At 52.4% G+C, this 12,187-nt stretch carries 12 protein-coding genes; 2 read left to right on the forward strand and 10 right to left on the reverse strand.

Annotation, left to right across the window (positions count from 1 at the left end; genetic code table 11):
• Positions 1-336 precede the first annotated feature (336 nt).
• Complete coding sequence (locus NDK47_RS21335) at positions 337-1,560, forward strand: MFS transporter (RefSeq protein WP_251871772.1); 1,224 nt, start codon at positions 337-339, stop codon at positions 1,558-1,560.
• Positions 1,561-1,703: 143 nt separating this feature from the next.
• Here the strand turns inward: NDK47_RS21335 and NDK47_RS21340 are convergent, their stop codons facing one another.
• Together NDK47_RS21340 and NDK47_RS21345 are read right to left on the reverse strand one after the other, a co-directional pair.
• Positions 1,704-2,612, reverse strand: coding sequence for a GNAT family N-acetyltransferase (locus tag NDK47_RS21340; protein WP_251871773.1), 909 nt, complete (start codon positions 2,610-2,612; stop codon positions 1,704-1,706).
• Positions 2,613-2,625: 13 nt separating this feature from the next.
• Positions 2,626-3,183 (reverse strand): CGNR zinc finger domain-containing protein, encoded by a 558-nt coding sequence (locus NDK47_RS21345; protein WP_251871774.1) that lies wholly within the window; start codon positions 3,181-3,183, stop codon positions 2,626-2,628.
• Positions 3,184-3,332: 149 nt separating this feature from the next.
• Between NDK47_RS21345 and NDK47_RS21350 the strand changes: the two genes are divergently transcribed.
• A complete protein-coding gene (locus NDK47_RS21350) occupies positions 3,333-3,824 on the forward strand; it encodes a DinB family protein (protein WP_251871775.1) in 492 nt (163 codons plus the stop codon).
• Positions 3,825-3,902: 78 nt separating this feature from the next.
• Here NDK47_RS21350 and pilO read toward each other — a convergent pair whose 3' ends face one another.
• The 8 genes from pilO to NDK47_RS21390 form a co-directional block, all read right to left on the reverse strand.
• Entirely contained in the window at positions 3,903-4,802 is a 900-nt protein-coding gene (pilO, locus tag NDK47_RS21355; RefSeq protein WP_251871776.1) for a GspMb/PilO family protein, read from the reverse strand.
• A gap of 10 nt (positions 4,803-4,812) precedes the next feature.
• Positions 4,813-5,460 carry a PilN domain-containing protein gene (locus NDK47_RS21360; RefSeq protein WP_251871777.1) on the reverse strand — a complete coding sequence of 216 codons (648 nt, stop codon included), beginning with the start codon at positions 5,458-5,460 and terminating at the stop codon, positions 4,813-4,815.
• A 5-nt stretch (positions 5,461-5,465) separates the two neighbouring features.
• Positions 5,466-6,491 (reverse strand): type IV pilus biogenesis protein PilM, encoded by a 1,026-nt coding sequence (gene pilM / locus NDK47_RS21365; protein ID WP_251871778.1) that lies wholly within the window; start codon positions 6,489-6,491, stop codon positions 5,466-5,468.
• Between the two features lie 242 nt (positions 6,492-6,733).
• Complete coding sequence (locus NDK47_RS21370) at positions 6,734-7,492, reverse strand: prepilin peptidase (protein WP_251871779.1); 759 nt, start codon at positions 7,490-7,492, stop codon at positions 6,734-6,736.
• 262 nt (positions 7,493-7,754) lie between these two features.
• Positions 7,755-8,201 (reverse strand): prepilin-type N-terminal cleavage/methylation domain-containing protein, encoded by a 447-nt coding sequence (locus tag NDK47_RS21375; protein ID WP_251871780.1) that lies wholly within the window; start codon positions 8,199-8,201, stop codon positions 7,755-7,757.
• 33 nt (positions 8,202-8,234) lie between these two features.
• Positions 8,235-9,443, reverse strand: coding sequence for a type II secretion system F family protein (locus NDK47_RS21380; protein WP_251871781.1), 1,209 nt, complete (start codon positions 9,441-9,443; stop codon positions 8,235-8,237).
• Positions 9,444-10,487 carry a type IV pilus twitching motility protein PilT gene (locus tag NDK47_RS21385; protein WP_305883345.1) on the reverse strand — a complete coding sequence of 348 codons (1,044 nt, stop codon included), beginning with the start codon at positions 10,485-10,487 and terminating at the stop codon, positions 9,444-9,446.
• Positions 10,488-10,527: 40 nt separating this feature from the next.
• Complete coding sequence (locus tag NDK47_RS21390) at positions 10,528-12,183, reverse strand: GspE/PulE family protein (protein WP_251871782.1); 1,656 nt, start codon at positions 12,181-12,183, stop codon at positions 10,528-10,530.
• Positions 12,184-12,187: the final 4 nt, after the last annotated feature.

The raw sequence follows: 12,187 nt of genomic DNA on the forward strand, positions 1-12,187 counted from the left end.
AAGGGTGACTTATGAACAATGAACAACTAATCCTGTTCTCCAAAGGTAAACCGTTGACAATTCCATGCGTAACGAGGAAACAATAACGGTTTCTGGATCGGATTGGTGTGTTTGTTCATAATCGCGGACTTCCCATTCTGTGCGAGCTGTGGCTCTGTACCGAATCAGGGAGTAACTGAAGATGGCTGAGCCTGGTACTTGTCGAACGAAGTATGCTTCAGGGCCATTTGGGAAAAAGGGTGACCTTAACCATGCTGCCTTCAGCTTTGCAGGTTCCCCTTTGCGATCTTGAGCGATCTGCCTCCTGTCCAGAAACGTGGATAAGGAGGCTTTTTCATGCCTGAAAAAGGAATTTTTTACAATCGCGTGGTTATGACCATTTTGCTCTCGGCCTTGTTTTTGCAGGTGGGGGTGTGGGTCCGCAACTTTGCGGTACTTTTATTCGTCATGGATCAGACAAACGGCGATCCTTTTGCCATCTCGATGATCTATCTTGCAGAATTTGCTCCCATCTTTATCTTTTCGTTCATCGGCGGGACCTTCGCAGACCGCTGGCGGCCCAAACGAACCATGGTTTGGTGTGACATCCTCAGTGCCGTCTCTGTCTTTGCCGTCCTGTTGACCTTTCTGTTCGGAACATGGAAAGCCGTGTTTTTTGCCACGCTCATTTCCGCTATTCTCTCCCAATTTTCTCAGCCTTCCGGAATGAAACTGTTTAAAATGCATTTGCCGGAGGAACAAATGCAATCCGGGATGGCCGTCTATCAGACCTTGTTTGCCGTCTTTATGATTTTCGGGCCAGTGCTTGGTACCTTTGTTTATCAATCATTTGGGATCAGTGCGGCGATCGCGATTATGGGGGTTGCTTTTTTGCTGTCGGCAGGCGTCCTGGTTTTCCTGCCCGCAGATCGGATGGAGGAAAAATCCGGGCAGCCGACCTCTTTGCTGCAAGAAATGAAGGCCGGGATCAGCTATGTCCTGGGAAATCAGGTGCTGAGCAGGCTCGGCTTCTGCTTTTTGGCCGCTGGTCTTAGTATCGGATTGATTCAGCCGCTGGGTATATTTCTGATCACAGAGCGCCTCGGTTTGCCCAAAGAAAGTCTGAAATGGCTGATGGCTGTCAATGGGGTGGGCATGATTATCGGCGGGGCCTTGACGATGACGATTGCCAAGAAAGTTTTGCCGCAAAAGCTTCTCGCGGTCGGGATACTGGCCAATGCGATTTCGCTCGCCATTGCCGGTTATTCGACCCATGTGTGGCTGACCATGACTGCTCAGTTATTTACCGGCCTCTTCATGCCTTGCATCCAAATCGGGATCAATACAATGATTCTGAAGTATACAGAGGGCTCTTTTGTCGGACGGGTAATGGGGATTCTCAGCCCGCTTTTTACAGGGGCAATGGTACTGACCATGAGTATCTCCGGTTCCATGAAGAAATGGCTTTCGCTTGTATCCGTTTATGAAATTGCCGCCCTTCTTTTTATTGTCGGACTGCTCTTTATTGTTCCGCTTCTGCGCTCTCAGCCGCAGACAAAGCTGGGGCAGGAATCCACGTAAGATCACAGCATCTGCCCCTTTTTGTTTTTCCACAAAAAAAGACGGTCGCTTCCATCCTCGCTGGTGCTGGCGACCGTCTTTCTTTTCATTACCGTTACCCCCCGCTCCGATCCCTCGTGAGGGCGGGAAGAAAACCGTTCTTTTCAGCCAAATACTTGCGCAGCAATGGCAAAAAGCTGTCCATTTCTTTCTGGCAGCCTCTCTCCATTTTTAATCATGACGGGCGGCTGGCTTACCTGAACAAAGCCGCATGATTGAAGGAATGTTCGAAATGCGTGATGCCCTGACGGCACGTCGATTCGCAGCCGTCCTTGGCAATCCCGCGCAAGCTCCGTCACAATCCGGGATGCGCCCTGATCATCCGGTGCGACAATCGGTCCCAGAATCAGGTTTACCGGGCCTTCAATAGCGAGACCATACCCCGTGACTCGACCATCCGCATCCAACAGGACAACTCCTTTTCGCGCCTGCTGAATGCGCCGCTGTAAAAAGCTTTTTCGTTCGGCGCCTACTGCTCGCTGATCCAATTTGACCACCTGCTCCACATGCTCCGGCAGCAACGGCTGGACAGAAGCCGCTGAGTCTTTAGGAGACTCTTTTGGGGCCGCATACACGTCACAGAGCAGCTTGTGGACGCAATCGACGGCAGCAAAGCCCATTTTCTCATAGAGAGGTCTGCCCTCTGGCGTAGCGATCAGCATCAGAATCGGATCATTTGCCACATCCATGTCGTCCGCGAAAGCCTTGCCGCCGCTAACCGCATCAATGCAAGCCTGGGTCAGCTCTTTACCCAGTCCCAATCCCCTGCATTCACGATGAACGATCACCATTCCGATGGAGGCGAGCGTCTTGCCATATGGGATGACAGCAGCACTGGAGCAAACAAGTCCCTGGCTGTCTTTGTGACCAAATACTTTCCCGGCAGAAAAAAGCGTCTTCACTTCGTCCTCGTCGTAATCCCAGCCAACAGAAGCAGAGAGCTTGACCAATCCTGGAATCTCCTTTGGTGTGAACTCTTCCAATCGCAAGGCAGGCACATCCGGGTTGCGCATTCTCTTCTCCCCTTTACTCTTCCCTGTTTTTTTGCCGCTCGCGAAACCGGCGCACTTTCATCAGGTTGCCGCATGTCTTGTCGTCGCACCAGCGGCTGGAACGGTTGCGGCTTCCATCGTAATAGACCCAAAGGCAGTTTTGGTTTTCACATATCTTCAACCGGCGCAAATCAGAGCCGGTCAGCAACTCGATGAAAGAAGCAGCGATTTTCCCCATGATGAGCGCCCAGCCCTCGGCCAAAACAAGCTCCACCGCCTGAAAGCCGCCCGTCTGCTGAAAGGTAATCTGGCGGCAGGTCGGCACAGAAGCGGATACCTGGTTGATTCCGTCCAGGTCCTGCTGATCGGGGGCCTTCTCTGCCACGACGGCTTCGGTCACATTTCTCATTTGTGAACGCAGCTTGGCAAGGGCTTTGATTAAGTCAGGGTCTGTCGGCATGCCCTCCCCCAACTCCCATTTTTGCGAAAAATATTGCCACCATTCCGGCTTAGTCAGCCGCTCTAGTCGCTCACCGGAACCGCGCCAGTCCCGGCAATCGCTGTTGATAAAATCAAGGCATAGCCACTCCACGATGCGTCTCCTCTCTTGATACCGGCACCATAATATGGTACATTTTTGTTGTAACCATTAAAATAGAAATTGGTAGTTACAAGCGGTTGATCCCCATCTTTCCCATTATACCGCTCCCCGCTACCCTTTCCCAGAAGAGGAGGATTCACATGAACCGGATGGATTTGCTTGTACACGGACTGGATTGCACGTATGCGAAAGAAGATTGGTACCCCCCTTTGAAAGATGCGTTAGCTGGACTTACAGCCGCTCAGGCAAGCTGGCGTCCCCCTGGCGAAGCAGGCAACACCATCTGGGAGAACGTCAGCCATCTTCTCTTTTACAAGGAGCGCTTGCTCCAGCGTTTGCAGAATCAAGATGAGGTGACAGCGGACAGCAACGACGACACCTTCACTCCATCAGGCGGCCCGGAGGATGAAGCGGCTTGGCAGGCCGATGTCAAACGGATGGAGACCGTTCACCATCAACTTCGGAGCCTGCTGGAAACGTTCGATGAGGATGCCTTTGATCGCCCCTCCCCAATCAAAACCCTGGGACTGAGTGTATGGAGCATCATTCTCCACGATGCCTTCCACACCGGACAAATCGTGCAAATCCGAAAGCTGCAAGGCTCCTGGCCCGCCCGCCGATCCTTTGATTAACGCAGGTATTTTGCTCTAAAAACGAAACGCAAAAGCCGTTACTCCTGCAAAAGAGCAACGGCTTTCCTTTTGTGTTCATCAGTTTGATGCCTCTTCTTGCTTCGGATTTTCCCCGTTCGAATTCTTTGCCCCGTAACGAAACGGGTTATCTTTTCCCGACGGCGCCTCGACATCGACGGCTGGGAGCTTGTCAATCAGTTGCTTGAACTCCGGAGCATAGTAGCTCGTCAGCTTTACCGTGGCCGTCATCTTTTCATCTGATGGGACGACAAATTCATCCTTTTCCGTATCGGCTACACTGATCTCATCGACCCGCAGGTAGCGCGACATCTCCTGTACCTCCGTGAGAAACTGGTACAGTTGTTCATATTCGCCCTTCACAGATATCGTGATCGCTACGCTTCCCAGTATCGTTTCCGGTAAAAAGCGCTTCAGTTTCTCGATGGACAAAGCCTCGTTTCCGGCGTTCTCCTTTTGGTCCTTGGCAGAATGAGTTGCGGTTGCCTCTGCACTCGTCTGAACTGCGACTGTTTGTTCTGCGGAGTTCGTGGACGCGTTTGACCGCTCCTGCGGAGCTTCAGCCGATGCCTTGTTCTGTTGATCCTCTTTGGGAATGATCTGCTCTGCCATATCCTTCGCCGACATGGCCTTTTGCTCGTCAAAGGAGGCGCTGAGTATCTCCACGCGGCTGATCGTCTGGAGTCTGCCCAAATCCTTGACGAGCTGATCCGTATATGGTGTAACCGGGATGGCCTCTATCACTTTGGCCAATGCTTCTTCGGTGACGACCTGCTCTTTTTTCTCTTCTTGCTTTTTGTCCATGATTCCCTGCACAGAAGCCCGAAGCTGAGCCAGCTCCAGAGTTTGCCGATTCTTCTTTTCTTGCAACGGCGCGAGATAGAAATAGTAGAAGACGGCAAGCAGGGCAAACAGCAAAGCGGCGAACAAGAAAAGGAGTTGACGTGTCTTCTCTGCCATGTTCACTCTCCTACTTTTTCGGCTCTGACGCCAACGCATTGATGCGTTCGGTCAATTCGTCGAGATTCAGCGCTTGCACTTTCAGTTCAAACGTAGCGGTATAGCGCGGCATAAGCGCGCCACCTACTGCTTGCAGCGCAGGAGATTGCGGCTGGCCGTTCGGATCAACCGGTCCCTTCCATTTGACAGGCGAGGCCACTATCGATTTGACCTGTGCCTCTCGCACATACGGAGAAGCTTGCAGGTTGTGCAGGTAAGAGGCGACATCGTCGAACTGTTCAAAGCGGCCGACGAGCTGCACCTCACCGTCCAGACTGTAGCTGATCTTTTGCAGCTTGCCCATCTCTGGCAGATTTTCGGCAAATTGATCCAGCAACAGCGTGGTTGGCGAAAACAAATGCTGCACGCGCTTGGCGACCTCCAGATACTTATCCAAAGTGGCCGATACGGATTGGGAACCCATCTGTTTCTCTGCTGTCTTGAGCAACAGCTCTTGCTGGGAGATTTCCTGCTGAAGCCGGTCAATCGCGGCTTTTTCCGCATAATAGGTCCAGCCCATCCAACCAGCCCCCAGCAGCCAGATGATCCCTGCCAGGGACAGCCACATGGCGCCGCTGCTCACCTTTTTCTTTTTCGGTAGTAGGTTTATGGTTACCACTTTCGTCAACCTCTCAAGGTTAATCCCGCTGCCGCCGTGAACGCCTGCGCATCGATGCGCGACAATTGCGGCCACTGCATGTGATGGACAGGCAAGGGAACGATTTCAAAGCTGGTCAGCCGGCGCTGAAGCAGTTGGACAATCTTCTCCAGATGATCTGCCTCACCGGTAAGATAGATCGTCTGGATGCGGGTACCGTCATTTTTCATGCTGAACTGGTAAAAATTGATGACGCGGTCTACTTCCCTGACCAGATCGTTGACGAAAGACTCCAGTCCGATCATAGATTCTTCTTCTGCTTTCTCAGCAGATGCCGGAATAGGAGCCATCTGGATCGGGATGTTCCGCAAAAATTCCGGGATGTCACTTTGAAAAATACTCACGTTGACGGAGTGCTCTCCCAACTGCAGAAACATGAAATCTGTCTTGTGCGCCACTCCACTTGCTCGAAGCAGACGATACAACGCCAGCGGTTCAATATCGACGGCTGTCACCTCGATATCCAGCACCTTTAATAGCTCCAGATACTGATCAATCACGTCCCCCGGAGCCGCGATGACGAGGTATTCATCCTCCGGCGACGGGTTCTCCCCGACAGCAAACTCCCTAAGCTCATCGATGTCAGGGCCAGACGGTACTTCTCCGATTTTGTGAAAATCAAAGTACGGACGAGAAAATGGCAGATGAATGGTCGTGCCCAGCTCGATCTCCAGCAGCGAACGGATATCGTCAGGAGAGAGCTTGGGCTGGTTTGTTTTTCGGATCACGACAGTCGAAGTCGGGATCGAGAGGATCGCTTTCTTTTTCGTCAGGCGCAGCTCCTTTTTGGCAAGAGTGAGCTGTAGCTTGGCCTGTTCCATATCCGTGATACGCCCGTTCTCGATGCTGCCTGCTTCCAGAGGAATCAAGCCAGCCTGACGGATTTCCACACCATTTTCGGTCGGTCTGGCCTCGGTGTAACGAAGACCGTCCTCTTCCACAGCAATTCCAACACGCACGGGATTTTGTATAAAAGGGATGCGCAGTTTCATCCGCTCTTTTCCTTTCTGTAGCGGGCATGCGATCAGAGCTAAGTCGACCAGTCCGGTGATTCCCCATAAGAGTCCGGTGGATGCGTCGACCAGTCGATCTTGTCCAACGCTCGTAGGCTGGCTGGCATTTCCGATACGTTTCTTTCATATTCGACAAAATTCTCATTTGATTCTACCTATCATTCGACATCTGAAGCCGTTCAACCTGCCATCACAACCGGGAGAATCTGCCCCGGCCTCTGTCAAAAGAACAAGCGGAGGTACCAGTCCAGAATCGAGTCCCCGGCCAGATAGGCGAGTAACGAGCCCGCCGCGATAAATGGACCAAAGGGAACCTGCGTTTTCCGGCCGCCGCCTCGCAGCAGCATCAAACCAAGGCCAAACAAGGTTCCCAGCAAGGCGGACAAAAAGATAGCCAGTGCCAGCAGGGGAAGGCCCAAAAACAGACCGACAACAGCAAACAGCTTGATATCCCCGCCACCGACACCCCCACGAGAGAGTACCGTCAGGAGAAAAAACAGACCAAATCCGACCACACCCGCCAGCAGATGCATCCAATACGGCTGATCCGGATGAATCCAGAAACGCAGAATCAGAAACAGCGCCAGCGCGGGCAGGGTGATCTTGTCCGGAATCAGCCGGTAAGCCAGATCGGAGACACTGACGATGACCAGCATCGAGACAAACAGCAAGCCCAGAATCGTCTCAGCGCTCCAACCATGCTTCACGAATACCAGAACAAATGCCAGTCCGCACAAGCCCTCCATCAGCGGATACAGAGGCGACACCTTGGCCTGACAGTAGTGGCATTTGCCCTTTCTCAGCAAAAAGGAAAGGACCGGCACCAGATCAAGCGGCCCCAGTCTGTGCCCGCAGCTTCGGCAATGCGAAGGCGGGAGCACAACAGACTCCCCCTGCGGAACGCGAAGGCCGACGACGTTGTAAAACGAGCCGAAAAGCAGGCCCAGTAGAAATAGAATGCTGCTGATGAGGTACTCCATGGTCTCTCTCCTCGTGAGGCTTGCTTTGCCTTCGCTTTGCTGGTAGGTTTGTGTTTACGTTCAGGAAAAAACTTCCTGCATCAGTTGGGATGAGGAAGTTTTGGTTTTTCCAAAGACTTTTGTTCTACCTTTATTTTCATTGTACCATGTTCGATTTCGTACGACTCTCTAAAACCTTGATACATGATTGTCTCTCCTAGAATACGAAGAAACCGTTACAAGAGTGAACGAATCTCGTCTAAAAGGAAGAAGGTCCCCCTTCCTAATTATCTTCTAAATGGACATTCGCTCTTTCTAATGTACTAATATCTATATCATCAATGAATGCCTTTTTTCTACCATCTGCTGTCAGTGTTACCGTTGTAACGAGTTTCTTAGAATTTTTGTCAGTTTCAATAGTCACTTCCGACTTTTTAGGGTCGTAATTTTTACCACTTTCGCCAGGAACCTGAATATCTCCAATCAAACCTTCCTTTTGCAATTCCTCTAACGTGAAAGTCCCCGTAGCAACTCCCTTGGTAGTAGCAGCCATCCGAGCCGCTTCCCCGAGCATCTGCGCATTCGCAATATGAGCATCCTTGCGACTGTTCTCAATAATATTTCCAATCGACGGAATCGCAATCGCTGCAATAATCCCCAAAATCACCACAACCGCCAGCAACTCTACCAGCGTCAAACCCCGCTGATCCTTCAAATAACGTCTAAACATCATAATTTCCTCCCATACATACATGTTGGTTCTCTAGCGAACCTTTCCAAACATCTCAAACATCGGAATCATAATAGCGAGTACAATCGTACCGACAATGGCTGCAAGCATCACGATCATCAAAGGCTCAATCAGCGTCTTTATCTTGTCAACGGCGTTCTCCACCTCCGCCTCGTAAAAGTCAGCTACCTTTTCCAGCATCTGGTCCAGTGATCCTGTCTCTTCTCCAATGGCGATCATGCGAGAGACGAGCGGCGGGATCACCCACGCCCGCTTCAGCGGCTCAGACAAAGGCCGCCCCTCGCGAAGGCTGGTTTTCGATTCATGCACAGCTTGACTGATAATCTTGTTGCCGACGACATCCTCTACAATCGTGAGGGCCTGTAAAATAGGCACCGAACTGGAAAACAGCGTGCTCAAGGTACGGCTCATGCGGGCCAGTGCGCCTTTTTGCAGTAATTTACCAAATATCGGCATTTTCAGTGTAGCATAATCCAGCAAATATCGTCCATAAGAAGTATTGACAACTATTCGAACAATAAAATACACGACTATAATACCTATTATATATAGGTACCAAGACCTAACTAAACTATCACTTGCGCTCATCACCATTCTCGTCATGGCCGGCAGCTCCGCGTGAAAGCTGGCAAACATGGTGACAAACGTAGGGACGATATTGATCAGCAGATACATAGTCACCGCGATGGATAAAATGCCGACTGTGAGCGGGTACATCATGGCTGACTTGATCTTTTCCTTGGTGTAATGCGACTTCTCGTAATAGGTGGCCAGCCTGTCCAGCACGATCTCCAGACTCCCCGAAGCCTCCCCGGCCCGGATCATGCTGAGAAACATCGTCTGGAAGACCTTCGGGTGCTTGGCAAAGGCCTCGGAAAGCTGACCGCCTTTGCGAATGTCGGCCTCCACCTCGATCAGGATTTTGCGAAGCGCCTTGCTCTCGCTTTGCTGGGACAGGATGTGCACAGAGTCGACGATCCCGATGCCTGCCCTGATGAGCGTAGCAAGCTGACGCAGAAACACGATAAAATCCTTAGATTTGACCGGCTTGCCAAAATGAATCTCGCGTTGGAGCAGCCCCTTTGCTTCCTGCTCGATCGAAAGCAGAGCCAAGCCTTGCCGCTTCAGCTCTACGATCGCTGCCGGCTTGCTGCTGGCTTCGATTTTTCCCCGTTTTCGCTTGCCGGTGCGATCCTTTGCTTCGTAATGAAAAGTAAGCATCTACTCCAGCGCCCTTTCACTCAAATAGTACTGCGCAGCCTCCTGAGTGATTTCTCCTCTCTCTACCAGCTCTGTGACCGAGGATTCCATGGTGTGCATGCCCAGCTCGCGGCCGGTTTGCATCATGCTTTTGATCTGATGCACCTTTTCGATGCGGATCAGGTTGGCAATCGCATGGGTGTGCACGAGAATTTCGGTGGCAACTGCACGTCCTCCTCCCACGCGGGGAAACAGCCGTTGCGAGATAATCCCCACCAATACCGAGGCCAACTGCATGCGGATCTGGGAATGACGATGTCCCGGAAACACATCGATAATCCGGTCAATCGTCTTCGGAGCATCTGTCGTATGGAGGGTAGCCAGCACCAGATGGCCGGTCTCCGCTGCTGTGACGGCTGTCTGGATCGTTTCCAGATCGCGCATCTCGCCGACCAGAATCACGTCGGGGTCCTGCCGCAGGGCGGAGCGCAACCCGCTGGAAAAATCGTTGGTATCAAAACCGATCTCCCGCTGGTTCACCATGGAAAGCTGATGCTTGTGCAGATACTCGATCGGGTCTTCCAGCGTGACGATATGTTTTCGCATCGTCCGGTTGATATAGTCGATCATCGCAGCAAGCGTCGTCGACTTCCCGCTTCCCGTCGGACCGGTGACCAGGAGAAGCCCCTGCGGCTTGTGGCAAAATTTCCGGATGACCTCCGGCAAACGAAGCTCCTCCAGCGTCGGAATCCCGGCGGGAATGACCCGCGCCACGATACCAATACAGCCGCGCTGGTGATAGGCATTGATCCGGAAGCGGGAGACACCCGGCAATCCATAGGAAAAATCGAGCTCTCCTTTTTCCACAAACGACTGGTACAAATGCTGCGGGATCAGTTCCTGGGCCATCTCTTCCGTATCGCCTGGCGCAAGCGGCGGGATATCCAGACGGCGCAGCTCACCGTCGATTCGAAAGACAGGGGGCGTCCCCACGGTTACATGCAAATCGGATGCTTTTTTTTCAAAGGCGTACCTGAGCAGCTTTTTGATTTCCACCCCTGCCATGGGTATTCACTCTCCTCTACAATCTCGCATGGACACTCTATTATTCCGGCAGGGCAATCCGATAGATTTCTTCCAGGGTCGTCAGCCCTTGTCTCACTTTCAGCAGCGCGTCGTCAAACATCAGCACCATGCCGTTTTTCACAGCGTGCTTTTTGTACTCCACAGCCGGCAGACGCTGGATTATCATGTGCCGCAGCGTATCATCCATGCGGAAGCTTTCATGGACGGCAAGTCTTCCCCGGTATCCCGTCATGCTGCAATTCCCGCAGCCCTCGCTTCGCCAAAGTGTTTCGACGGCAATACCGCGCTGGGCAAACAGGGCTTTTTCCTGTTCTGTCGCAGGCATTTCCTTCCGGCATTCCTTGCAAACCCGTCTGACCAGCCGCTGGGCCAGCACACCGTTGAGCGACGAAGCCAGCAAGAACGGAGGAATGCCCATATCCAGCAAACGCGTAAGACTGCTTACGGCATCATTCGTATGCAGCGTGCTGAGTACCTGGTGTCCGGTCAAAGCCGCGCGAATCGCGATCTCGGCGGTATCCTGGTCGCGAATTTCCCCCACCATGATGATGTCCGGGTCCTGCCGCAAAATAGAGCGAAGCACAGAGGCAAAGCTCATCCCGATACCGTCGTTGACCTGCACCTGATTGATCCCCTCTAGCTGGTACTCTACTGGATCTTCGACCGTAATGATGTTGACATCCTCTTGATTGAGATGGTTCAACGCAGCGTAGAGCGTGGTCGTTTTGCCGCTCCCCGTAGGTCCGGTCACCAGCATAATTCCGTTTGGCCGATTGACCAGATCGCGGAAATAGGCCAGATTGCGATTGGTCAGGCCCAGCTTTTCAATCTCGATCAAGGCATTGGACACGTCCAGAAGGCGCATCACCATTTTTTCTCCGTAGATCGTCGGCAGGGTGGAGACGCGGACATCAATCTCTTTGTAGTCGATATGAAGCTGGATGCGGCCGTCCTGCGGCGTGCGCCGTTCGGCGATATTGAGATTGGACATAATCTTGATCCGCGCAGTCAGGATACCGATCATATGGCGCGGCAGCACCCGCTCCGTCCTGAGTACGCCGTCAACACGGTAACGGATGCGCACGCCCTCTTCCTGCGGATCAATATGGATATCGCTGGCCCGGAGCTGGACTGCCTGCTCGAACATTTGATTCACGAGACGGACGATCGGCGAGTCCTCATCGACGATCCGCGACTCTTCGATCTCGTCTGCCTCCATTTTTTCCATCAGCTCTTTTACCGAGCCTTGCATGCTGTACATCCGGGAGATGGCACGCTGCACCTCATCCCGGGTAGCAATCACCGGCTCGATAACAAAGCCCGTACTGAGCCTCAGCTCATCAATGGCGAAATAATCGAGCGGATCGACCATCGCTACAGTCAGCTTGTTTCCTTCCTTTTTCAACGGAATCAGAGAGTATCGCTTAGCTACCTCTTCTGTCACGATGCTGGACAGCGAGGGGTCCATTTTGAAGCGATACAGACTAACGTGCGGAATTCCCAGCTGAAATTCCAAAATCTCGATCAATTGCTGCTCGGTGATATAGCCTTGCTGCAGCAGATGATCCCCCAGCTTCAGCTTTGACTTCTTTTGCTCGACCAGCGCATCCTGCAGTTGCTCCTCGCTGATCAAGCCGCTTTCGACGAGGATATCACCCAGCCGTCTTCTTCCCATACCC

It is taken from the genome of Brevibacillus ruminantium, assembly GCF_023746555.1.
In the GTDB taxonomy this organism is placed as follows: domain Bacteria; phylum Bacillota; class Bacilli; order Brevibacillales; family Brevibacillaceae; genus Brevibacillus; species Brevibacillus ruminantium.